Annotated in this window: 21 protein-coding genes and 1 tRNA gene; 7 read left to right on the top strand and 15 right to left on the bottom strand. The window is 56.0% G+C overall.

The genetic code is table 11. The annotated features are described in order from the left end of the window. Window positions 1-10: 10 nt before the first annotated feature. The 5 genes from A1830_RS14530 to A1830_RS14510 form a co-directional block, all read right to left on the bottom strand. Window positions 11-1,159, bottom strand: a complete 1,149-nt coding sequence (locus A1830_RS14530; RefSeq protein ID WP_067707556.1) for a glycerate kinase — start codon at window positions 1,157-1,159, stop codon at window positions 11-13. A 75-nt stretch (window positions 1,160-1,234) separates the two neighbouring features. Then, window positions 1,235-2,119, bottom strand: a complete 885-nt coding sequence (gene garR, locus A1830_RS14525) for a 2-hydroxy-3-oxopropionate reductase (RefSeq protein WP_067707553.1) — start codon at window positions 2,117-2,119, stop codon at window positions 1,235-1,237. A 21-nt stretch (window positions 2,120-2,140) separates the two neighbouring features. After that, window positions 2,141-2,911 (bottom strand): 2-dehydro-3-deoxyglucarate aldolase, encoded by a 771-nt coding sequence (gene garL, locus A1830_RS14520; protein WP_067707551.1) that lies wholly within the window; start codon window positions 2,909-2,911, stop codon window positions 2,141-2,143. Between the two features lie 18 nt (window positions 2,912-2,929). Then, complete coding sequence (locus tag A1830_RS14515) at window positions 2,930-4,267, bottom strand: enolase C-terminal domain-like protein (protein WP_067707548.1); 1,338 nt, start codon at window positions 4,265-4,267, stop codon at window positions 2,930-2,932. 9 nt (window positions 4,268-4,276) lie between these two features. After that, complete coding sequence (locus A1830_RS14510; RefSeq protein WP_067707546.1) at window positions 4,277-5,623, bottom strand: MFS transporter; 1,347 nt, start codon at window positions 5,621-5,623, stop codon at window positions 4,277-4,279. Window positions 5,624-6,145: 522 nt separating this feature from the next. Between A1830_RS14510 and garD the strand changes: the two genes are divergently transcribed. Next, window positions 6,146-7,705: a galactarate dehydratase gene (gene garD, locus A1830_RS14505; RefSeq protein ID WP_067707544.1), complete on the top strand. Its 1,560-nt coding sequence runs from the start codon at window positions 6,146-6,148 to the stop codon at window positions 7,703-7,705. A gap of 105 nt (window positions 7,706-7,810) precedes the next feature. On the opposite strand, the gene A1830_RS14500 is transcribed toward garD, so the two are convergent. The 4 genes from A1830_RS14500 to syd all read right to left on the bottom strand — a co-directional run bounded on the left by A1830_RS14500 (window position 7,811) and on the right by syd (window position 10,524). Beyond that, complete coding sequence (locus tag A1830_RS14500; protein ID WP_067707542.1) at window positions 7,811-8,263, bottom strand: flavodoxin; 453 nt, start codon at window positions 8,261-8,263, stop codon at window positions 7,811-7,813. Window positions 8,264-8,291: 28 nt separating this feature from the next. Further along, window positions 8,292-9,065: a tRNA pseudouridine(65) synthase TruC gene (gene truC, locus A1830_RS14495; protein WP_067707539.1), complete on the bottom strand. Its 774-nt coding sequence runs from the start codon at window positions 9,063-9,065 to the stop codon at window positions 8,292-8,294. Then, complete coding sequence (locus tag A1830_RS14490; protein ID WP_067707536.1) at window positions 9,065-9,391, bottom strand: YqcC family protein; 327 nt, start codon at window positions 9,389-9,391, stop codon at window positions 9,065-9,067. Before A1830_RS14490 ends, truC begins: the two co-directional genes overlap by 1 nt. 581 nt (window positions 9,392-9,972) lie before the next feature. Next, window positions 9,973-10,524, bottom strand: coding sequence for a SecY-interacting protein (gene syd / locus A1830_RS14485; protein WP_067707533.1), 552 nt, complete (start codon window positions 10,522-10,524; stop codon window positions 9,973-9,975). Window positions 10,525-10,671: 147 nt separating this feature from the next. Between syd and queF the strand changes: the two genes are divergently transcribed. The 3 genes from queF to xni all read left to right on the top strand — a co-directional run bounded on the left by queF (window position 10,672) and on the right by xni (window position 13,886). After that, a complete protein-coding gene (gene queF / locus A1830_RS14480) occupies window positions 10,672-11,517 on the top strand; it encodes an NADPH-dependent 7-cyano-7-deazaguanine reductase QueF (protein ID WP_067707525.1) in 846 nt (281 codons plus the stop codon). Window positions 11,518-11,720: 203 nt separating this feature from the next. Beyond that, window positions 11,721-13,085, top strand: a complete 1,365-nt coding sequence (gene ppnN, locus A1830_RS14475; protein ID WP_067707522.1) for a nucleotide 5'-monophosphate nucleosidase PpnN — start codon at window positions 11,721-11,723, stop codon at window positions 13,083-13,085. Between the two features lie 45 nt (window positions 13,086-13,130). Next, window positions 13,131-13,886, top strand: coding sequence for a flap endonuclease Xni (gene xni / locus A1830_RS14470; protein ID WP_067707519.1), 756 nt, complete (start codon window positions 13,131-13,133; stop codon window positions 13,884-13,886). A gap of 1,079 nt (window positions 13,887-14,965) precedes the next feature. On the opposite strand, the gene rlmM is transcribed toward xni, so the two are convergent. From rlmM to A1830_RS14450, 4 genes are all read right to left on the bottom strand, one after another. Further along, entirely contained in the window at window positions 14,966-16,066 is a 1,101-nt protein-coding gene (gene rlmM, locus A1830_RS14465) for a 23S rRNA (cytidine(2498)-2'-O)-methyltransferase RlmM (protein ID WP_067707515.1), read from the bottom strand. Continuing rightward, window positions 16,059-16,454, bottom strand: a complete 396-nt coding sequence (locus A1830_RS14460; RefSeq protein ID WP_067707512.1) for a DUF423 domain-containing protein — start codon at window positions 16,452-16,454, stop codon at window positions 16,059-16,061. Before A1830_RS14460 ends, rlmM begins: the two co-directional genes overlap by 8 nt. 58 nt (window positions 16,455-16,512) lie before the next feature. Further along, the gene (locus tag A1830_RS14455) at window positions 16,513-17,430 is read right to left on the bottom strand and encodes a transcriptional regulator GcvA (RefSeq protein ID WP_067707507.1); all 918 of its coding nucleotides are present in this window, start codon (window positions 17,428-17,430) and stop codon (window positions 16,513-16,515) included. Between the two features lie 345 nt (window positions 17,431-17,775). Next, entirely contained in the window at window positions 17,776-18,000 is a 225-nt protein-coding gene (locus A1830_RS14450; protein WP_067707502.1) for a YgdI/YgdR family lipoprotein, read from the bottom strand. 216 nt (window positions 18,001-18,216) lie between these two features. Here A1830_RS14450 and csdA point away from each other — a divergent pair, with 216 nt between their 5' ends. Continuing rightward, complete coding sequence (csdA, locus tag A1830_RS14445) at window positions 18,217-19,422, top strand: cysteine desulfurase CsdA (protein WP_067707499.1); 1,206 nt, start codon at window positions 18,217-18,219, stop codon at window positions 19,420-19,422. A 3-nt stretch (window positions 19,423-19,425) separates the two neighbouring features. Then, window positions 19,426-19,905 (top strand): cysteine desulfurase sulfur acceptor subunit CsdE, encoded by a 480-nt coding sequence (gene csdE / locus A1830_RS14440; protein ID WP_067707495.1) that lies wholly within the window; start codon window positions 19,426-19,428, stop codon window positions 19,903-19,905. Between the two features lie 33 nt (window positions 19,906-19,938). Here csdE and tcdA read toward each other — a convergent pair whose 3' ends face one another. Both tcdA and mltA read right to left on the bottom strand, forming a co-directional pair. Then, a complete protein-coding gene (gene tcdA, locus A1830_RS14435) occupies window positions 19,939-20,739 on the bottom strand; it encodes a tRNA cyclic N6-threonylcarbamoyladenosine(37) synthase TcdA (RefSeq protein WP_067707489.1) in 801 nt (266 codons plus the stop codon). Window positions 20,740-20,790: 51 nt separating this feature from the next. Then, window positions 20,791-21,933, bottom strand: coding sequence for a murein transglycosylase A (mltA, locus tag A1830_RS14430; protein WP_067707486.1), 1,143 nt, complete (start codon window positions 21,931-21,933; stop codon window positions 20,791-20,793). A 205-nt stretch (window positions 21,934-22,138) separates the two neighbouring features. On the opposite strand from mltA, the gene A1830_RS14425 reads away from it, so the two are divergent. Continuing rightward, window positions 22,139-22,215: transfer RNA gene (locus A1830_RS14425), tRNA-Met, on the top strand. Window positions 22,216-22,229: the final 14 nt, after the last annotated feature.

The following is a 22,229-nucleotide window of genomic DNA, read 5'->3' as shown; positions in this document are numbered from 1 at the left end:
GTTTGCTCCCTCAGGGGCGCGGCATCTGCTGACCGATGGCCAGTGAGGCGGCGATATTTCTCGCCGTCATACGCACGTTTTCCGCCGCGTTCTCCAGCGCTTCCTCAAGGGTACAGATGCTGTAGATCACGCTGAATACGGCATCTAACCCATGCTGATGCACCACCGCCACGTCATCGGTCAGGCTGCCTGCAATGCCGATGACCGGTTTGTTGTAGCGTTTTGCGACCTGCGCGACGCCAATCGGCACTTTGCCGTGAATGGTCTGGCTGTCGATGCGCCCCTCACCGGTTATCACCAGCGTTGCATCCCTGACCAGTTCATCCAGACCCAGCGCTTCGGTAACGATTTCAATACCCCGCCGCAGCTCCGCATGGCAAAACGCATGCAGCGCCACGCCCATTCCCCCCGCCGCGCCGCCGCCCGGCAGTTGCAGCACATCGATATCCAGCTCGCGCTGGATCACGTCGGCATAGTGGCCCAGCGCGGCATCAAGCTGGCTGACCAGTTCTGGCGTGGCGCCCTTTTGCGGGCCAAAAACGGCGGAAGCCCCCTCCTTGCCCAGCAGGGGGTTCGTCACGTCGCATGCGACCTCAAAACGACGCTGTTTAATACGCGGATCGAATTTGCTCAGATCAATGTCAGCCAGCTGCGCCAGCTGGCCGCCGCCGAAGCCAATCTGTTTTCCCTGGCTGTCCAGCAGTTGGGCACCGAGTGCCTGTAACATCCCTGCGCCGCCATCATTGGTGGCGCTACCGCCGATACCAATAATGAAATGCTCTACGCCCCGATCGAGCGCGTTACGGATCAGCTCTCCCGTTCCCCATGAGGTGGTGATCAGCGGGTCGCGGCGGCTGACCGGCACCTTTTCCAGTCCGCTCGCCGCCGCCATTTCAATAAAAGCCCGGCTGCCATCGCCAGATAGCCCGTAAAATGCCTCGACGGGCTCGCCCAGCGGCCCGGTCACGCTGAGCGTAACGAAGGTTCCGTTCGTTGCGGCGACCATCGCCTCAACCGTACCCTCGCCGCCATCTGCGACCGGCAACCTGACATACTCCGCAGCAGGAAAAATTTCACGAAATCCCAGCTCAATCTGCACGGCAACCTGCTGGGCAGACAAACTCTCTTTATATGAATCCGGTGCGATTACTATTTTCATACGTTATCCGGGCGCTGTGAACCGGCCTTAGCCAGCGAGTCAGGTCCCGGCCTGTCAGCAGGCCGGGACAGGATGCTAATGAGTAATTCCAACGTTGGTTAACTTCTCATAATAGCAAGCCAGCGCGCTATGGTCCGCATCCCCCAGCCCGTCGGCGCGCAGCATCTGCATCATCTCCATCACCGCCGCCGTCAGCGGCAGCTGTGCGCCCACTTCATGGGAGGTATCAAGCGCATTGGCTAAATCCTTGATATGCAGGTTAATACGGAAGCCGGGTTTGAAATCCCGCGCCAGCACCATGGGCGCTTTCGCATCCAGAACCGTACTGCCCGCCAGCCCGCCGCGAATCGCCTGAAAAACCTGCTGCGGATCCACCCCGGCTTTGGTTGCCAGGGTCAGCGCTTCTGACATGGCTGCAATGTTCAGCGCGACAATCACCTGATTGGCAAGCTTGGTGACGTTACCCGCGCCGATATCACCGGTGTGGACCACGGAACCTGCCATCGCTTTCATAATCTCATAGCACTTATCAAACAGCGCCTTGTCACCGCCCACCATGACCGACAGCGTACCCTCAATGGCTTTGGGTTCGCCACCGCTTACCGGTGCATCCAGCAGCGCTATCTCTTTCTGCGCCAGCGCCTGGTGAAATTCCCGGCTGGCCAGCGGGGCAATGGAGCTCATATCGATCACAATGGTGCCGGACCTGGCACCCTGAATAACGCTCTCTTCCCCCAGCAGCACCTCCCTGACGTGCGGAGAGTTAGGCAGCATGGTAATTATCACCTCGCACTGCTCCGCCACCGCTTTCGCACTTTTAGCCACTACGGCCCCTGCGCTGACCAGTTCGGCTTCGCTCTCTGTATTATGATCGCGAACCACCAGCGAATAGCCTGCCTTCAGCAGATTTTTACTCATGGGCTTACCCATGATACCCAGACCAATAAAGCCAATTTTCATCTTGCTTCTCCTGTAGGGGAATTATTGCTTAAAGCGATCGCACAGGGCCTGCGTGGCGCTACGGAAGACACCCACATCACTGCCAACCGCGACAAAACTCGCTCCCCATGAAAGGTAACGGCGCGCATCGGCCTCGACCGGGGCCAGTATGCCGCTCGGCTTACCCGCAGCCTTTGCCCGCTCGAAAATATGCTTTATCACCTTAAGCACCTCGGGGTGTGCAGGCTGACCGAGATAACCCAGCGCGGCCGAGAGATCGCCAGGCCCGACAAAAATGCCATCCACGCCCTCGACGGCTGCAATCGCATCAATGTTATCCACCGCCTGCTGCGTTTCGATCTGCACCAGCACGGTAATGTTGTCATTAACCGTGCTGTTGTACTCCGGCACGGTGCCGTACATATTGCTGCGATGCGAAACGGAAACGCCGCGGATCCCAAGGGGCGGATAGCGCGTTGAGGCCACCGCCCGCAAGGCTTCCTCCTGCGTTTCAACAAAGGGGATCAGAAAGTTGGAAAAACCAATATCCAGCAGCCGCTTAATAATGACCGGCTCGTTGCATGGTGGGCGAACAACCGGCGCGCTGACGCTGCCTTTAAGCGCCATCAGCTGCGGTACAAAGGTGGTGATATCGTTTGGCGCATGCTCGCCGTCAAGTACCAGCCAGTCGAACCCGGCCAGCCCCAGCACTTCGGTAGAGATTGGGCTGGCCAGTGCGCACCAGCTGCCAATTAGCGTTTCTCCCGCCAGCAGGCGCTGGCGAAAACCGTTTGGATTGCTTATATAGCTCATCAGTGACTCCTGAAAAAGTTAGCGCACAAGGCAGGGGCGTTTGCGGTCAAAGGTCCAGCCGGGGTGCAGATACTGCATCGCCCGGGCGTCGTTACGTGCGCCGCCGGGCAGGCTTTGATGCAGGGCATGGGCCTGCTCTACCCTCGCCCAGTCCAGCTCAATGCCCAGCCCCGGCGCATCAGGCACGGTAATGCTGCCGTTACGGATTTGCAGGGGTGCTTTGGTCAGACGCTGCTCGCCTTCCTGCCAGATCCAGTGGGTATCAATGGCCGTAGGCTTACCCGGCGCAGCCGCCCCGACGTGGGTGAACATCGCCAGTGAAATATCAAAGTGGTTATTAGAGTGGCAGCCCCAGGTCAGTCCCCAGTCGTCGCAGAGCTGTGCGACGCGTACTGCGCCGCTTAGCGTCCAGAAATGTGGATCCGCCAGCGGGATATCGACGGCGTTGAGCATCACCGCATGGTTCATTTCCCGCCAGTTGGTGGCTATCATATTGGTGGCAACCGGCAGGCCAGTTGCCCGGCGGAATTCGGCCATTACTTCACGTCCGGAATAGCCCTGCTCCGCACCGCAGGGGTCTTCGGCATAGGTCAGAATACCGTTCATATCTTTGCACAGGGCGATCGCTTCATTCAGAGACCAGGCGCCGTTGGGGTCCACGGTTATTCGCGCATCAGGAAAGCGCTTCTTCATCGCCCTGACCGCCTCAATCTCCTGTTCGCCAGGCAGTACGCCCCCCTTCAGTTTGAAATCCTTAAAGCCATACCTGTCCTGAGCGGCTTCGGCAAGCCGCACGATCGCTGCGCTGTCCATCGCCTGCTGATGCCGCAGGTGATACCAGTCATGGCCGCGCGTTTCGCCCTCGAGGTAAGGAAGGTCGGTTTTTTCACGGTCGCCGACGTAAAACAGGTAACCCAGTACCCTGACCTCATCGCGCTGCTTACCCGGCCCAAGGAGTTCCGCCACCGGCACCCCCAGCCACTGTCCCAGCAGGTCGAGCAGCGCCGCCTCCAGCGCGGCAACGGCATTCACCCTGAGCTCAAAGGTCCAGGCCCCCTTGCCGAAGGTGTCAAAATCGTCGGACTGGCTGCCCTTATGGACGTTCTGCACCAGCCGGTTCATCCTCGCGATCTCCTTTCCCTGCACCTGGGGAATGGCATCCATCAGCGTTTGATAAATAGTTTCACCGCCGGGTGCTTCACCCACGCCCGTATGCCCCGCGCTGTCGGTGAGCACCACGATATTGCGGGTGAAGAAGGGATCGTGTGCGCCGCCGATGTTCAGCAGCATGCTGTCATGGCCCGCCACCGGGATCACTTTCATATCGGTTATAACCGGACTGCTTTGCGTATTCATAACCTGTCCTTACAGAGAGTTCAGTTCAATACGTTTAATGTCAGTGACCAGCACCAGATAGCTCAGTACGGCCACAAAGGCGTGGATGCCCACATAGACCAGCGCGCCGTTATAGGAGCCGGTGGTCGCAATGATGTAGCCGATAGCAACAGGCGTGATGATGCCCGAGGCGTTGCCAAACATATTGAACAGGCCGCCGCTGAGTCCGCTGATCTCCTTTGGCGCCGTATCGGCCATAACTGCCCAGCCCAGCGCGCCGATCCCCTTCCCAAAGAACGCCAGCGACATAAAGAAGACCACGACCCATTCGGTATCAACGTAATTACAGACCACCATCGACACCGAGAGCAGCATACCGAGCACAATCGGCGTCTTACGGGCGATGTTCAGCGACCCGGTTTTACGCATCAGCCAGTCTGAAATAATGCCGCCCAGCACGCCGCCTAAAAAACCACATATGGCGGGGATGGCCGCCACCATCCCGGCCTTGAGAATGGACATACCCCGCGCCTGCACCAGATAGACCGGGAACCAGGTAATAAAGAAGTAGGTCAGGGCGTTGATGCAGTATTGTCCAAGGTAAATACCCAACATCATCCGCGAGCTGACCAGCTGTTTAATCTGATGTATCCGCTCCCCCCAGCCGATGCTGCGCACTACGGCACTGCGTTGATCCATATTGATCAGCGCCCCGCCCTGCTCCATATATTCCAGCTCGGCTTTATTGACGCCGGGATGATCGTTGGGATCGTGAATAACCTTCTGCCAGATAAAGCTGATAACGATCCCGAGCCCGCCCATAAACCAGAAGACGTGCGCCCAGCCTACGGTCGATGTCAGCCAGCCCATGATTGGTGCGAAAATGACCGTGGCAAAATACTGCGCTGAATTGAACAGGGCGACGGCGGTGCCACGCTCCTGCGCGGGGAACCAGGCAGCAACGATGCGGCTGTTGCCGGGGAAGGAGGGTGCCTCCGCCAGCCCGACCATAAATCGCAGCGCAAACAGCACGGCGATAATGGTAAAACCACTAAACAGGTCGACAAATCCCTGTAGGAACGTGAAAAGCGACCAGAGAAATATGCTCCAGAAGTAAACTCGCTTTGAGCCATAGCGGTCCAGTAGCCAGCCTCCTGGGATCTGGCCTATGACATAGGCCCATGAAAAGGCTGAGAAGATATAGCCCAGCCCCACAGGATCAAGGCCAATATCCTTCGACATGGCGGAACCGGCAATGGCAATTGTCGAGCGGTCTCCGTAATTGAAAGAGGTAACGATAAATAGCATCACCACTATCCAGTAGCGGGCGTTTGTTCTTTTTTGTACGGCGCTCGCGGCACTGCTGACTGAATTCATTATCTACTCCCGAAATATAGCGACCAGGCAACGTTCACTCTGTACGGCATACACATCGCGTTGGGTATCAGAATGATATTGGGTTAAAGACAGCGATTATTTTGCAGAATAGTCATTACGCTACGCACAAATACCTCATCGTTCTGATGCATGAAAAATTATATAAATGCGGGCTGGCTAATACATCGGTAAAAAGCCCTGGAAAGGGGACTTATAATTACGGTTTTTATGGCAGTTGCACATGCCCCTGCGTGGTGGCTCACGCTTCCTTAAAGTTCTGCGGAGGCCGTCACACACTGGTGAAATGTCCGCTGCTTTGTGAGCCCTCTCGATTGCCTTTGTGGATTTGACTGGAAACTGATCTCGTCTGGCCTCTTTTTATAGTCATTTGCACAATGTTTTTGCCCGGCAGACCTTTTATACTGTTTATTAGCAGAATAGCTTCAGGATAAAAATAATAAACGCCTCCTCCGCGCGAGAAGGGCGTTTCCAGTTACCGTTCCAGTCAGGGTTTACCGAGCAATGAATATTATCAATAAAGAGGCGCCTCTCTATATAAAGGTGCATGAAAAAGATAACGTTGCCATTGTGGTTAATAATAATGGTCTGACGGCAGGCAGCGTGTTTCCTTGTGGGCTGGTTTTAAAAGAGCATATCCCCCAGGGGCATAAGGTCGCGCTGAATAATATTGCCAAAGGCGCTGATATCCTGCGCTACGGCGAAGTGATTGGTTACGCGCTTCGTGATATTGCTCAGGGCTGCTGGATTGATGAATCGCTGGTGGGGCTGCCGACTGCGCCCAATCTGGCCAGCCTGCCCCTTGCCACGGCGATCCCGCCAGCCCTTCCCGCCCTTGAGGGGTATACCTTTGAAGGGTATCGCAACAGTGACGGCAGCGTGGGAACGCGTAACCTGCTGGCGATAACCACCAGCGTCCACTGCGTGGCGGGCGTAGTTGATTATGTGGTAAGCATTATTGAGCGCCAGCTGCTGCCGGACTTTCCAAACGTCGATGGCGTGGTGGCCCTGAATCATCTCTACGGCTGCGGCGTGGCGATCAACGCGCCCGCGGCAATTATCCCCATTCGCACGTTGCATAACCTTGCCCTTAACCCCAATTTCGGCGGTGAAGTCATGGTCGTCGGGCTGGGGTGTGAAAAACTCCAGCCCGAAAGGCTGCTACAGGGCACGCCCGATGTGCAGCCGATTTCACTGGATGAGGATGATATTGTCCGCCTCCAGGATGAGCAGCACGTAGGATTTGAGTCGATGGTGAATGATATTTTACGCGTCGCGAAACGTCATCTTCAGCGACTGAATCAGCGCCGCCGGGAAACTGTACCTGCTTCGGAACTGGTGGTCGGCATGCAGTGTGGCGGCAGCGATGCTTTTTCCGGCGTGACGGCAAACCCTGCCGTGGGGTTTGCCTCTGATTTACTGGTACGCTGCGGCGCGACGGTGATGTTTTCCGAGGTCACGGAAGTCCGTGATGCGGTGCATTTACTGACCCCACGCGTCATTGACGAGCAGACTGGCCAGCGGCTGCTTGAGGAGATGGCCTGGTATGATGATTACCTGAACAGCGGGCAAACCGATCGCAGCGCCAATCCCTCACCCGGCAACAAAAAAGGCGGGCTGGCAAACGTGGTGGAGAAGGCATTGGGATCGATTGCCAAGTCCGGGAGCAGCGCCATTGTTGAAGTGCTTTCGCCCGGTCAGCGCCCAACCCGTCGCGGACTGATTTATGCTGCCACCCCGGCAAGTGATTTTATCTGCGGCACGCAGCAGATGGCGTCAGGCATTACTTTACAGGTCTTCACCACCGGGCGCGGCACGCCTTACGGCCTGGCAGCGATTCCGGTTATCAAAATGGCGACCAGAAGCGCGCTGGCAGAACGCTGGTACGATTTGATGGATATCAACGCGGGGACTATCGCGACCGGGGAGGAGAGTATTGAACAGGTTGGCTGGCGGCTGTTTGAACTGATTATTGAAATTGCCAGCGGACGCAAGCAGAGCTGGTCCGATCGCTGGGGGATCCATAATGCGCTGGCGGTGTTTAATCCAGCGCCGGTAACCTGATAACCTGCCGCCCCTGTCAGCAGTAAACAGGGGCGCGTCGCGCTCGGGTAAGCCCATGGACTAACCCGGGCTCACTCATCAACTTATCCCGGGAGCGAATCCAGTCTAACTAATTTGCTTCGCCCACTGCTCAACCCACGGCGTTGTCACCTCTTCCGGCTCCGGGGTTTCGGCAGCATCAACCAACAGCACGTCGCCGATGCGGGTGGCTCCCTGCTCCTGCAACAGCGCATCAAAGTGCTTACCGCCGCCGCAAAAAACCTCGTAGCTGCTGTCACCCAGCACGATCACGCCGTAGCGCAGGCCGGGCTGGTGGCCGAGTTTATCTTTAATATCACGAAAAAGAGGCGCAATGCTGTCCGGCAGCTCGCCCTGCCCCGTTGTTGAGGTAATAATCAGCGCCACGCCCGTCCCGGCAAAGCGCTGCCAGTCATTCAGGTCAGGATCTTCAAAAATCTTCACCTGATGCCCCTGATCCACCAGCACAGGTTCTGCTTCCTCTGCAACCAGCAGCGCGTTCCCGTACATCGTGCCTACAAATATGCCAACCTGAGCCATCTTATTTCTCCTTTACCGGCACCTGTTATCACTCACTATCCTGAGGGGTGTCGGCGTTAAACTCAACCCTGGGAATATCAGGGAGACAGGCCTGCCAGCCGAACTGCGCCATCATCCGCTGCCAGATAGCGTCTAATCCGGCGCGCAGCACCAGCGGCTCGCCGGTTACCGGGTGCGTCAGGCTGAGCTCACTGGCGTGCAGCATCAGCCGCTGCATACCGAAATGTGCCGCCGCGCTGCGGTTCTGTCGTAAATCACCGTGCGCGCTGTCACCAATAATCGGATGCCGAAGATGGGTCATATGACGCCTGAGCTGATGCTTGCGGCCGGTTTTCGGCTTCAGCTCCATCAGCGTATAGCGGGAGGTGTCATAGCGGCTAACCGCAACCGGTAACTCAGCCGTTGCCACGGAACGCCAGTGCGTTGTGGCAGGCTGTGGGGCCTTTTCGGGCTGGCTGAATTTGTCGGCTATCTTATCCAGCTCTTCGGTCAGCGCATAATCCAGGGTCTCTTCCCCTTCCAGCCACCCTCTTACTACGGCATGGTAGGTTTTTTGCAGCTGATGCTGTTCAAACTGCTGGGAGAGCTGGCGTCCCACCTCGCTGGACAATCCCATCAGCAGAACGCCAGAGGTGGGACGGTCAAGGCGATGCACGGTAAAAACGTGCTGACCAATCTGATCGCGGACCGTCTGCATGACAAACACTTTTTCATGGCGGTCCAGCCAGCTACGGTGTACCAGCCAGCCCGCAGGTTTATTTACCGCGACCAGCCATTCATCCTGATAAATGATGTCCAGCATCAGGCGTTATGCTCAAAGTGACTGTCCAGCTCGTTCAGCGCATGCAGCAGTTTTGCGCGCGCCGGGACCGCCCCCTCCAGCGCCATCTCATAATAAGGTGCGATGGCCAGCTTCTCCGGCAGTGGGCTCTGTGAATCAAGAAGCGCCTGCATTCGGGGTAAAAATACCCACTGAAGCCACTGCTCCGGCGTCATTGTATCCACGCAGAAAGGTTCCTGGCTCTCAAAAGCGGTCGTCGTTGGGGCGCAGGATTGCCAGAGTCCTGCATCCTGTAAGACCTGTGTTATCGCTATCAGGCAATCCTGAACCTGCTGTTCCCGGCTCATTCGCGGTCTCCTGTATTCAGTCAATGTCAGAGCCGCAAGCATAACATTCACTCACGGGGTCAGTGAAAAGTATGCATAAAAAAAGGGAGCACTGTAAAAACAGTGCTCCCGGTTCGTTTGCAGCTTTCCCGCTACGTAAATGCTCCCTGCTCGTCCCTGATAACTATGTCCTGCGTATTCCTTACAATTTCACCATCACTGGTGAAGTCCCTGGCATCCTGGCGCGCAACCCATACTGGCTGCTCTCATTCTCCATCCTGGAGGTGTCCATTAATCTCTTCCTGAGATGTCCTTGCCTCATCCTGAGGCCTTTCCATGAATCATCTTCCCGATGTGTCCTGACTCAATCCGTAAGTCACAGCATCCTTTCCGATGCGACACATTTTGACCTAATTTAGTCAGTAAACAATAGACCTTACGGTTCCATATAACCCCAGTTAACCTCAGCCTGGCCAAAACTTAAAACAACTTGCTGAATATAAAAGAATTAGGATTTAAGGCTTAATATTAGTCTGAGGATTTTAAAGCGATCTCTTACAGGCTGCGTAAGAGATCTCCTACAAACTCATTCGGCAATTTTCTTACACTTTACCCTGCGGGGTGAGGCGGTCAATGAAATCAGAGAGGTCGGACGCCAGCACCGTTCGTTGAGTTGTACCCAGCTTTTCAAGGATAACCTCACCGCTTAAGTTACATACGGAGATGACCTCAAGCTCCGATTCCAGCGTCGCGATAAACAGCGTGGGAGAGTGTTTCAGCCGTCTCTTCATCACCAGGTGTCCGATTAAATTCTCCTGAACCCGAACGAAATCCTCCTCGCTCCAGGTTTGCAGTAGCGTAACAGATTGTCCTGCCAGCACGGCGTGCATGTCGCCCGCAAACTGTGAGGTATACCAGCCGACAACCGAGGGCTGAATGCGTAAATCCAGCGCACGCTCGACGGCTTCCAGATTGGCGGCCAGAGTGAAAGGCTGCGGTAACCAGTAAACCACATCCTCGGCGCTGTTCTGTATACAGGGGGAAGGGATACCGTACAGCTCACTGCTGGCGGGTAAATGGCCGTACTCCTGCTGCCAGAGTTCGCAATAGCGCTGGGTGAAGTGGGTCAGTGCCCGGGCCGTTTCTTCAATCATTCTTTTTTCACTCTCTGCTGCCTGAGTTACAATAAGGCTAACGCCAAACCGGGATTCGGCTGCCAGTCATCCCATGGTTTCCGGTCCTGGCCGCAACGAACATATTAATTTCACACTCCCTGCTCAGGCAGGTCATAAAGGAAATCTATGTCTTTACAGGATCCGCACCAGACGCTAAATAGCCTGACTCTGGGGAAGCCCACAGAATACCACGATAAATACGATCCTGGTTTGCTCCAGGGTGTGCCTCGCAGCCTCAACCGTGAGCCGCTGGCACTCTATCCGGATAATCTGCCCTTTCACGGTGCGGATATCTGGACGCTTTATGAACTGTCATGGCTTAACGCCCGTGGTTTACCGCAGGTCGCCCTGGGTGAAGTGGTATTAAATGCCAATAGCACTCATCTTATTGAATCCAAGAGCTTTAAGCTTTACCTCAACAGTTTTAACCAGACCCGTTTTGCCGACTGGGGCGAGGTTCGCGCTACGCTTGAGCGCGATCTCAGTGCCTGTGCCGGAGGAGAGGTCAGCGCCGCGCTATTCCGCCTGCATGAGGTCGAAGGCCAGCCGATTGGTAGCTTTAGCGGGTATTGCATTGATGAGCAGGATATTGAGATCGATAACTATGCGTTTAGCACGGATTACCTGCTTAATGCCACACAGCCGGAAATTGTGGAAGAGCAGCTGGTCAGCCATCTGCTGAAGTCTAACTGTCTGATCACTAATCAGCCCGACTGGGGTTCGGTGCAGATTAGCTACCGTGGCCCACGTATTCAGCGCGAAGCGCTGCTGCGTTACCTGGTCTCTTTTCGTCAGCATAATGAATTTCACGAGCAGTGCGTTGAACGCATTTTTAATGATATTCACCGCTTCTGCCAGCCTGAAAGCCTGAGCGTTTATGCGCGCTATACTCGCCGCGGCGGCCTGGACATCAATCCATGGCGCAGCAATGGGGTTTATAAGCCTGGCCGTTCGCGTCTGGTACGGCAGTAGCCGGTGATGTTTTTGCGCAGCACGCCGCAGTTGTCTATTTTACCCTATTGTTAATTCCCGACAGACAAGGCTAATCTGAACCTGGGCGTTCACATTGTCCCCGCCCAGGATATCTCAACTTTCCGATGTTTCACCCAGTGCGCAGGGGTGTAAGAATGTTGTCTGGAGAGTGACGCCACCCGGAGGGGTGCAAAGGAGTTAATTTGATCACACATATCAGTCCACTGGGTTCTATGGACCTGCTGTCTCAGCTGGAAGTTGACATGCTGAAGCAGACGGCCAGCAGTGACCTTTACCAGCTGTTCCGCAACTGTTCGCTTGCCGTGCTTAACTCCGGTAGTCAGACCGATAGCAGCCATGAGCTGCTTGCCCGTTTTGAAAGCTTCGATATCAACGTGCTTCGCCGCGAGCGCGGCGTAAAGCTTGAGCTGATCAATCCACCGGAAGAAGCCTTTGTCGACGGGCGGATCATTCGCTCACTGCAAGCCAACCTTTTTGCCGTGCTGCGCGACATCCTGTTTGTCAACGGACAAATCGACAAGGCAGGACGCTTCCAGCACCAGCAAAATGAAGATCCCGTTCATATCACCAATATGGTGTTCTCTATTTTACGCAATGCCCGGGCGCTGCATATTGGTGAAGAACCCAATACCGTGGTCTGCTGGGGCGGACACTCGATTAATGCCGTAGAGTATCAGTACTGTCGCACCGTGGGTGCCCAGCTGGGGCTGCGCGAGCTGAATATCTGTACCGGCTGCGGGCCCGGCGTTATGGAAGCCCCAATGAAGGGAGCGGCCGTAGGTCACGCACAGCAGCGTTATAAAGAGGGCCGCTTTATTGGTCTGACTGAGCCTTCAATCATCGCCGCTGAGCCACCGAACCCGCTGGTCAATGAGCTGATTATCATGCCAGATATCGAGAAGCGTCTGGAAGCGTTTGTCCGTATTGCACACGGCATTGTTATTTTCCCGGGCGGCGTGGGGACGGCGGAAGAGCTGCTGTATCTGCTGGGTATTCTGATGAATCCTCATAACCATGACCAGGTGCTGCCGCTGATCCTGACGGGTCCGAAGGAGAGCGCCGACTATTTCCGCGTAATGGATGAGTTTATCGTCAGCACGCTGGGTCATGCGGCGCGTAAGCACTACACCATCATCATTGATGATGCACCAGAGGTAGCACGGCTGATGAAACAGGCGATGCCAAAAGTGAAGGAGCATCGTCGGGAAACCGGAGACGCGTATAGCTTCAACTGGGCTATCCGAATTGAGCCGGATCTGCAGGTGCCCTTTATGCCCACCCATGAAAATATGGCTAACCTTAATCTCTATCCTAATCAGCCAGCCGAACAGCTTGCCGCCGCACTGAGGCGGGCATTTTCCGGTATCGTGGCGGGCAACGTGAAGGATATGGGCATTAAAGCGATTAAAGAGAACGGGCCTTACAAGCTACATGGCGATCCGGAATTGATGCGCCGCATGGACGATTTACTACAGGGATTTGTTGCTCAGCACCGTATGAAGCTGCCAGGCACCGCTTATATCCCCTGCTATGAAATCATCAAATAACCGCAACCGGAGCGGCGAACGTGCTGCTCCCCTACGTGCGAAATTATGACTATTCATTTGTTGATTGTTGATGCCCTGAACCTTATACGCCGCATCCATGCTGTTCAGGGCTCTCCCTGTCAGGAAGCCTGCGTTCATGCGTTACAGCAGCTTATCGTGCACAGCCGGCCTACTCATGCCGTCGCGGTTTTTGACGATGATGAGCGTCATGAAGGCTGGCGCTTCCAGCTGCTACCGGATTATAAGGCGGGTCGCCCTCCAATGCCTGATGCCTTGCAGCAGGAGATGCCTTTACTGCGCGAGGCTTTTCAGCAGGCCGGCGTTGCCTGTTGGCAGGCTGTGGGCGAAGAGGCTGACGATCTGGCTGCTACGCTGGCAGCGAGAGTGGCAGAAAGTGGTCATCAGGCAACTATTGTTTCGACTGATAAAGGTTACTGTCAGCTCCTTGCACCGCAGATTCTTATTCGTGACTATTTTCAGAAGCGCTGGCTGGATATGCCTTTTATCGAAGCCAGCTTCGGCGTGGCACCAGCCCAGCTCACTGATTACTGGGGCCTTGCTGGCATTGCCAGCAGCAAAATCCCCGGCGTGGCAGGGATTGGTGCGAAGAGTGCAGCCCAGCTTTTACAGACGTTCGGCTCGCTGGATGCAATTTACCAGAATCTGGAGGCCGTCCCGGAGAAGTGGCGCAGGAAGCTTGAGCAGCATCAAGAGCTAGCCCATATCTGCCGCGAGGTCGCGACGTTGAAGACTGATTTGGTGCTTGAGGGAAACCTGAAGGAGCTGAGGTTACCGGCCTGAAGGTTATAACCCACTAAGGTCAACCTCACTCCGATGGATCGGCTGTGTTGCGGGATTTAAGGTCAAAACCTGCTCCAGTGACAAGGCTATGTTGTTAGCACGAAGGTCAAAACCTGCTCCGGTGACAGGGCTATGTTGTTTGCTGGCAGGTCAAAACCCGCTCCGGTGACAGGGCTATGTTATTTGCAGGCAGGTCAAAAGCCGCTCCGGTGACAGGGCTATGTTGTTAGCAGGAAGGTCAAAACCTGCTCCGGTGACACGGCTATGTTGCGGGTCAGAACGCCGGGACGCCGTAAACCCATCCCTGGGGGCTTCACTGCCGCATCCCTGCGGCAGAGACCCGGCTTATNCCGGCTTATCTGCTCCGCAACACCGCCTTCTGGCTAAGGAGTGGGCTGCGGGTTCTCTGGCAGTGGCTAAAGTCAAAACCTGCTCCGATTACGACAGCCTTACCTGCCGAAAATTTTGTAGGCCCGAGCCGGACATGGGGAGGTTTCTGTGCAGCGACTGTATAGCCAGCGGCCAGGCGGGGACCGTTGGCTGAGCGGACCGTCGAGCGCAGGGATGCGCGAGTCGAGCCCACACGGATGTGCTTGCGGCGTGTCCGCGTGACAACGGTCCCTGCAGGGCTTTGCACCCATTTACCGCAAGGACAGCAAACGTTACAGATGCCAGCCAGGTCAAAACCTGCTCCGGTGACAGGGCTATGTTGCGGGTCAGAACGCCGGGACGCCGTAAACCCATCCCTGGGGGCTTCGCTGCCGCATCCCTGCGGCAGAGACCCGGCTTATCTGCTCCGCAACACCGCCTTCTGGCTAAGGAGTGGGCTGCGGGTTCTCTGGCAGTGGCTAANCGTCGAGCGCAGGGATGCGCGAGTCGAGCCCACACGGACGTGCTTGCGGCGGGTCCGCGTGACAACGGTCCCCGCAGGGCTTTGCACCCTCTCCCTGCAGCAACAAAGCTGCACCGCAGGGCTTTACACCCTCTCCCTGCAGCAAAAAAGCTGTCCTGCAGGGCTTTGCACCCGCCTCCCGGCGACGGCAGTAGATGCCTGAACGCCGGCCGCGGGCCCTCAGGAACTATCTTTCGTCGCGGCGGCCCGGCGTAGCGCTCCAGATGCGGCGAATATGTACCGTCACCTCTTCACGATCGTGATAAAGCTGACGTGCCTGAATCTGCGCATTAATACCGCCTGCCTTCAGCTTTTCATCAATCATCGCCAGATTCTGCGACACCTCTTCATAACGCTTCTTCATCGGCAGCTTAAGATTGAAAATAGCCTCCCGGCACCAACCGTTCACCAGCCAGTCGGCCATCAGGTTAGCCACGCGAACCGGTTTTTCCACCATATCGCACACCAGCCAGTAAATATTGGTACGCGTAGGACGGTATCGGAAACCATCTTCACGGTGGTGGAAAACCTGCCCGGTATCCATCAGAGAAGGCGCCATAGGACCATTATCCACGGCGTGCACCATCATGCTGCGTTTCACCAGCTGGTAGGTCCATCCCCCTGGACAGGCACCCAAATCGACGGCGTAAAGACCACTGCCCAGACGCTCCTCCCACTCATCGGCTGGGATGAAAACGTGAAAAGCCTCTTCCAGCTTTAGCGTAGAGCGGCTTGGCGCATCGGAGGGAAACTTCAGGCGCGGGATGCCCATAAAAAATGTGGAATTGTTCTCCGGCAGGGAGTAACCCACATAACAGCAGCCCGGCGCGATGAAAAACACGTGTACCACGGGCCGTTTAGCACTCTCATAATTTAACAGCACGCCGGCAGCACGCAGGCTGGCACGCAGCGGAACGGTGAATTTACGACAGAATTTTAGCAGCTCTTTACTCTCATTGGTGTCCGGCACCTCGACCCGCAGCTCTCCCGCTTTTTCTACCACACCGGTTAACATTCCGGTTACCGGAGAGACACGATCTTCCGGCGGCAAATCGCGAAGCAATTCGCCTACCACCACCATCTGACGGCAGAAAATGAGCTGGCTGAAAGGCAGGGTTTTGATCAGCTTTTCGGCATCTTCAGCCTGGTAGCACTCATACAATACATAGCCTGAGTCTTCCTTCACTCGCGCAAAGCCGAACACCTCATGTTCAGCCGCTTTAGCACTGATTTCCGCTGCACACTCTTTCTCAAAGCCCTGACGGCAATAGAGTAAAATTTTATTCATGGCGTTCTGCCCTTACTTTAAGACGCAGTGCGCCAACTAACATTAATATCCATCCAGCCAGGAAGCAGGTGCCCCCGACTGGCGTAACATAGACCCACAGACGAAGATGCGAGAGCGCCAGGCAGTAAAGACTCCCGCTGAATAGCACCGTACCCAACGCAAGGAATGCGCTGCTCCAGTAAAACCAGATATTGGCACGGCGCTGCATCGCTGCCGCCATTCCCAGAATGGCAAGGGTGTGAAACCCCTGATATTCCAGCCCGGTTTTAAGCCAGGCCATTTCCACTGATCCCAGCGACTTGCTCAATACATGTGCGCCAAAAGCACCCAGCATCACGTAAATGAATCCGCTGATGGCTGTAAAAATCAGCATGGCACGACTCGACATTCGGTCAATCCTCGGTTGGTGATCGCGCCGCCTTAGCCACGCGAAGCGAAATCAGCTATCAATTCTCATAGCGGAAGCGGAAGTTTTCCTGCTCGCTGGCCGCTTTTGCCAGGATCCACTGACGAAAGGCGGCTATTTTACCCAGTTCTGCCTGGCTGTCATGGCAAACCAGATAAAAAGCATTTTTACTGACTAAAACGTCGTTAAATGGACAGACCAGTCGGCCCGCTTCCATTTCTGTCTGCGCCATCACATTATTGGCCAGCGCAACCCCCTGGCCATGAATTGCCGCCTGGAGCACCATGGCGCTGTGGCTGAAAATAGGGCCCTGCTGTACGTTGATATGCGCCACCCCCAGCTGGCGGGTATAGGCCTGCCAGTCCCGGCGGGAGGCATCGTGCAGCAGCGTATGGTACGCAAGGTCCTCGGGCGTTTTTACCGGATGTTCACCGGTGAGGAGCTGGGGAGCACAGACCGGCAGCAGATATTCCGCATACAGCTTTTCTACACGCAGCCCCGGCCAGTTGCCTCGACCGTAAAAAATCGCCACGTCAACATCGTCGGCCAGCTTCTCTTCCTCACGGTCAACCGCCTGGATACGCACATCAATTCCCGGATAAGCTGAGTTAAAGCTGGAGAGGCGCGGCACCAGCCACTGAATAGCAAAGCTCGGCAGCAGACTAACGGTGAGCGCCCCTTTCGCGCTTCGGGCCTGGAGCTTGCGGGTGGCGTCATTAATGGCGCTGAATATCTCTTTGATATCGAGATAGTAGCTCTGCCCTTCTTCCGTCAGCAGCAGCGATCGATTGCGGCGACGGAACAGCTTAAGGCCAAGAAAATCCTCCAGCGACTTGATTTGGTGGCTGACGGCAGCCTGGGTGACGAACAGCTCTTCAGCCGCTTTGGTGAAGCTGAGATGACGAGCGGCGGCATCAAAAACACGCAGCGCATTTAATGGGGGAAGACGTTTCGACATGGTTACCGGATTGATGATTGCGTAAGGATTACGCAGCGCTCCTGACGGAGATTTACGTATTAGTTTTTTTTATCCGAGCCATTATAATTTGTCCGTTGAGGATGCACCAGCAAATACCTATAGTTGCCGCACTTCCTGAGCCGGAACGAAAAGCACATTGAAATTTAGGCGTTTACGCAGAGTTTTGAGGGGCTTTTGGCTTGTGGTCGTGATGTTGTGTTTGCATTTGATCTGACTCTTTTCAGATCTGGTAGCCTGGCTACCTTATTATTCCTGTAGATTTACCCTGTCTGTCCATAGTGATTAGTAGCACCGCAAATTGCGGTGCTTTTTTTTTACTGAAGCTTACTGCCCCATTTCAACCATCTCTTTCACATCTGAGCGGTTAATCTGCTGCTTGTTGCCATTGGCATCTTTGTAGCTGATCATACCGGTATCCGTGTCGACAACAGGTTTGCCAGAGGCGACGATAGTACGGCCATCGTTGGTGTGCATTACATAGTTACTGGAACAGGCAGCCAGTGCAAAAGTCATGGCGCAGGCGGCCATAATAGCAGCGAATTTTTTCATCTTTATATCTCCTTGCAGATAGAAATGCGATAAACCACCCGAAGAACACGTCCGGTGAGCAAAAAAAAAGATAAATTGCCTGCCCGAAAGGCTCTTATTGCGGATAATAGTTTAAACCTTGCATGAATCAGCATAACGCGCTTTTCCGACATTGCCAGAAAACCGCATTAAATTCAGTCTGGTCCTGGTCATTCCGTCATCAACGCCGAGGAGAATATGACGTCATTTACCCCTGCCGGGTTTCGCCAGCAGTTTCCGGCACTCAGCGATGCAGGCACCTATCTGGACAGCGCGGCGACCGCACTTAAGCCTCAGGCAGTGATTGAGGCGACGCGGCAGTTTTACAGTATGAGCGCTGGTACGGTGCATCGCAGCCAGTATGCTGCGGCGCGTGAACTGACCGGGCGCTACGAAAATGCCAGAAGTCAGGTTGCCCGCCTGCTTAACGCCCCGCAGGCGACGGATATTGTCTGGACAAAGGGCACGACCGAATCCATTAATCTGGTGGCGCAGGGCTATTTTCGTCCCCGACTGCGGCCAGGCGATGAGATCCTTGTCAGTGAGGCGGAACACCACGCTAACCTCGTTCCCTGGCTGATGCTGGCCTCGCAGACCGGGGCAAAGGTGGTGAGATGGCCGCTGGGCGTGGATTACCTGCCAGATGTCGCCCGCCTTACCGCGCTGATAACGCCCAGGTGTAAAGTGCTGGCGCTGGGACAGATGTCCAACGTGACCGGAGGCTGTCCCGATTTGGATCAGGCGATTGCGATTGCACATCGGGCGGGGGCCAAAGTGATGATTGACGGCGCGCAGGGGGTGGTACATGCGCCAGCGGACGTCGCCGCACTTGATATTGATTTCTATGCATTTTCCGCACATAAGCTCTATGGCCCCATGGGAACGGGGGTGCTCTACGGCAAAACGTCGCTGCTGGAAGAGATGCAGCCCTGGCAGGGCGGCGGGAAGATGCTCAGTACGGTAGACTTCGACGGCTTCACGCCACAGTCCGTTCCGTGGCGCTTTGAGGCAGGTACGCCAAACGTGGCGGGCGTGATCGGGCTGAGCGCGGCGCTAACCTGGCTGGAGGCCGTTGATCTCGCCGCCGCAGAGCGCTGGAGCTGTGAGCTGGCCGATCTGGCCGAAGAGCGACTTTCCGCCCTGTCCGGCTTTCGCAGCTTTCGCGCCAGCCGGTCAAGCCTGCTCGCGTTCGATATCAAGGGTATCCATCACAGCGACGTCGTCACGCTGCTGGCAGAGATGGGTATCGCCGTGCGCGCGGGCCAGCACTGTGCCCAACCGCTGCTGCGCGCATTGGGCGTGAGCGGTACACTTCGGGCGTCGTTCGCCCCCTATAATACGCCAGATGACGTCGACAGGCTGGTCACTGGCCTCACCACCGCTCTGGAACTTCTGGCAGATTAAACTATGACCATTTCTTTACTCGCACCGCATCCCTTTGGCGAACAGATCACCCCCGCTGGTCTGGAGCAGACTTTTTCTGCACTGAATCAGTGGGAGGATCGTTACCGCCAGCTGATTCTGCTCGGCAAACAGCTACCTGCGCTGCAAGAATCACTCAGGGTGGCAGAAATTGAGCTGAGCGGCTGTGAAAACCGCGTCTGGCTGGGGTGCCAGCTTTTGCCTGATGGCCGTCTGCATTTTTATGGCGACAGCGAAGGACGCATTGTTCGGGGGCTGCTCGCGGTGCTACTGGCCGCCGTGGAGGGCCAGCACCCTCAGTCGCTACTGGAAAAGGATCCGCTGGCGCTGTTTGACGCACTGGGGCTGCGCAATCAGCTGAGTGCGTCGCGTAGTGCCGGGCTGGACGCGCTGGCCGGGGCGGTATTAAAAGCAGCCGAACAGCATCAGCAGCGCGGCACCAACGAGCCTTTGTCGCAAGGCTAATGCAGCAGAGCGTTCACCCTGTTAGCTATTCCGTCAGGCGCGTGCGGCTTTCGCCATCATCTTTTTAAGAACGTGTGAAACCGCCACAAAGCCAAAGGTGGCGGTGACCATCGTCGCCGCACCAAATCCTGATGCGCAGTCCATCCGCTTCGGCCCTTCCGCCGTGCTGCGTGACGCGCAAACCGACCCGTCCGCCTGGGGATACATCAGCGCTTCGGTGGAAAAAACGCAGTCGATTCCCAGCTTGCCCTTGCTGTTTTTGACAATATTAAAGTCATGCTTCAGCCGCTCACGCAGCTTAGCCGCCAGCGGATCCTGAATCGTTTTCGCCAGGTCGGCAACCTGAATCTGCGTCGGATCGATCTGCCCGCCTGCCCCACCGGTGGTAACCAGGGGTATTTTATTGCGGCGGCACCATGCCAGCAGCGCCGCTTTTGGCCGCACGCTGTCAATAGCGTCAATAACCCAGGTAAAACCTGCGCCCATCAGCTCGGCGGTGTTGTCCGGCGTAATAAAATCATCCACGCAGGTGACTCTGCATTCCGGATTAATCGCCAGCAGGCGGGCCGCCATCACCTCGGTTTTGGCCTGACCAACCGTCTCTTTCAGGGCATGGATCTGACGGTTAGTATTGGTGACGCAGACGTCGTCCATATCAATCAGCGTAATCGCGCCGATGCCGGTACGCGCCAGCGCTTCGGCGGCCCAGGAGCCGACGCCGCCAATGCCCACCACGCAAATATGGGCATCAGCGAACAGCTGTAGCGCTGACTCACCGTACAAACGGGCGGTTCCGCCAAAGCGTTGCCGCCAGGCGTCAGAAAGAGAAGACATGCTATACCTCAGAATTCACAGACGGGCTGGTGGTCCAGCCCGTGATAAGCGTTACTGGCTAAAGGGTGACGATCCGCTGCTATTTTGCGCCATTGAAAAGACCGGCGTACCCGCACCGGGTGCGGCTTTCAGCACCCAGACGCGGCCATAGTGGTTAAACCACCCGGCCATGTGTCCGGCTTCATCGCCAATGCCCTGATAAATGTCGAAATGCTGGCCTTTTATCGCGCCGCCCACGTCCAGCGACACCATCATGCGCATCTCATACTTACCGGTAAACTTACCTTTGTTGTCCAGTAGCGGGACTTCCGCCAGCAGAGCAGTACCCGGTGGGATGAGCGAACGATCGGATGCGACCGAGGCCTTTGCCACCAGCGGTACCGCACTGGCCCCGCGAACCGGCGTAAAGTTCTCCGGCTTAAAGAAAACGAATGAGGCATTCTGCTCCAGCAGTTCCCGCACCTCGGCCGGGCTGTGTTCCTCGCCCCACTTGCGGATAGCCTGCATCGACATATCCTCCCGCTTTACCTCTCCCCTGTCGATAAGCACTTTACCGATGCTGCGGTACGCGTGGCCGTTTTTACCGCCGTAGCCGAAGAAGGTTAGCGGGCGTCCGTCGCCATAATTTACGTAGCCGCTTCCCTGCACGTCCATAATGAAGTTATCCATCAGGGAGTTGCTGTAACCGATAACGTAGCGATCGCCCAGCGCGCCGCTGTATATCTCGGCCCGGGAAGGCAGTTTTTTACCCCGGCTGCGCGGGGGCATGCGGTATAGCGGGTACTGGAACTCACCCTGACGGGTGTAACGCGCCTGAATAACCGGCGTGTAGTAACCGGTAAACTGCACGTTGCCATAATTATCCATGCCTTCCATCTGGTAAGCATCAAGTCCAAACTGACGCAGCTGGCGCGTATCGCCACCCGCCATCAGCCAGCCCTGTATAGCATTAAAGGTACTGGTATTACGCGAGAACATGGCGGGCGAAGCGTATTTGATTTCCGTCACCTGATCGGCAAAGTCTCTCCCGTTCACCGGCCGGCCTTTTGCATTGGGCTGATTAACCAGTCCCAGAGGCGCGTCCAGTTTGCCATCCTTATACTGCTGCCCACGGTCGGTAGGTTTTGAAGAACATCCCGCCAGCAGGGCGATTAGCGCCCCGGTTACTGCATACTTCGCCCAACGTCCTTTCATTGTTCTCTTACCTTTATGCGGAATTCCTGGCCGAAGATAGCAAAGCCCTCCCCAGATTTAAACGTGCCGACGGAAAAGTTCCCTCACCATAGTGTAACAATAGAGCAGAGCGTTGATAAAGTGAGCAGAAGGCGCTATTTTCATGACTTTATTGCAAAATAGGGTTGCATCAAAAGCCACTCGGCGTATAGTGCGCTTCCACGGACGCGGGATGGAGCAGCCTGGTAGCTCGTCGGGCTCATAACCCGAAGGTCGTCGGTTCAAATCCGGCTCCCGCAACCAATTCTCCCTGTGAG

This window comes from Erwinia sp. ErVv1 (assembly GCF_900068895.1).
In the GTDB taxonomy this organism is placed as follows: domain Bacteria; phylum Pseudomonadota; class Gammaproteobacteria; order Enterobacterales; family Enterobacteriaceae; genus Erwinia.
This window is presented reverse-complemented; position numbering and strand designations above follow the sequence as displayed.

Bases quoted from the DNA above. Each gene is read 5' to 3' on its own strand.
- A1830_RS14530 (WP_067707556.1), bottom strand. From the start codon at position 1,159: ATGAAAATAGTAATCGCACCGGATTCATATAAAGAGAGTTTGTCTGCC.
- garR (WP_067707553.1), bottom strand. From the start codon at position 2,119: ATGAAAATTGGCTTTATTGGTCTGGGTATCATGGGTAAGCCCATGAGT.
- garL (WP_067707551.1), bottom strand. From the start codon at position 2,911: ATGAGCTATATAAGCAATCCAAACGGTTTTCGCCAGCGCCTGCTGGCG.
- A1830_RS14515 (WP_067707548.1), bottom strand. From the start codon at position 4,267: ATGAATACGCAAAGCAGTCCGGTTATAACCGATATGAAAGTGATCCCG.
- A1830_RS14510 (WP_067707546.1), bottom strand. From the start codon at position 5,623: ATGAATTCAGTCAGCAGTGCCGCGAGCGCCGTACAAAAAAGAACAAAC.
- garD (WP_067707544.1), top strand. From the start codon at position 6,146: ATGAATATTATCAATAAAGAGGCGCCTCTCTATATAAAGGTGCATGAA.
- A1830_RS14500 (WP_067707542.1), bottom strand. From the start codon at position 8,263: ATGGCTCAGGTTGGCATATTTGTAGGCACGATGTACGGGAACGCGCTG.
- truC (WP_067707539.1), bottom strand. From the start codon at position 9,065: ATGCTGGACATCATTTATCAGGATGAATGGCTGGTCGCGGTAAATAAA.
- A1830_RS14490 (WP_067707536.1), bottom strand. From the start codon at position 9,391: ATGAGCCGGGAACAGCAGGTTCAGGATTGCCTGATAGCGATAACACAG.
- syd (WP_067707533.1), bottom strand. From the start codon at position 10,524: ATGATTGAAGAAACGGCCCGGGCACTGACCCACTTCACCCAGCGCTAT.
- queF (WP_067707525.1), top strand. From the start codon at position 10,672: ATGTCTTTACAGGATCCGCACCAGACGCTAAATAGCCTGACTCTGGGG.
- xni (WP_067707519.1), top strand. From the start codon at position 13,131: ATGACTATTCATTTGTTGATTGTTGATGCCCTGAACCTTATACGCCGC.
- rlmM (WP_067707515.1), bottom strand. From the start codon at position 16,066: ATGAATAAAATTTTACTCTATTGCCGTCAGGGCTTTGAGAAAGAGTGT.
- A1830_RS14460 (WP_067707512.1), bottom strand. From the start codon at position 16,454: ATGTCGAGTCGTGCCATGCTGATTTTTACAGCCATCAGCGGATTCATT.
- A1830_RS14455 (WP_067707507.1), bottom strand. From the start codon at position 17,430: ATGTCGAAACGTCTTCCCCCATTAAATGCGCTGCGTGTTTTTGATGCC.
- A1830_RS14450 (WP_067707502.1), bottom strand. From the start codon at position 18,000: ATGAAAAAATTCGCTGCTATTATGGCCGCCTGCGCCATGACTTTTGCA.
- csdA (WP_067707499.1), top strand. From the start codon at position 18,217: ATGACGTCATTTACCCCTGCCGGGTTTCGCCAGCAGTTTCCGGCACTC.
- csdE (WP_067707495.1), top strand. From the start codon at position 19,426: ATGACCATTTCTTTACTCGCACCGCATCCCTTTGGCGAACAGATCACC.
- tcdA (WP_067707489.1), bottom strand. From the start codon at position 20,739: ATGTCTTCTCTTTCTGACGCCTGGCGGCAACGCTTTGGCGGAACCGCC.
- mltA (WP_067707486.1), bottom strand. From the start codon at position 21,933: ATGAAAGGACGTTGGGCGAAGTATGCAGTAACCGGGGCGCTAATCGCC.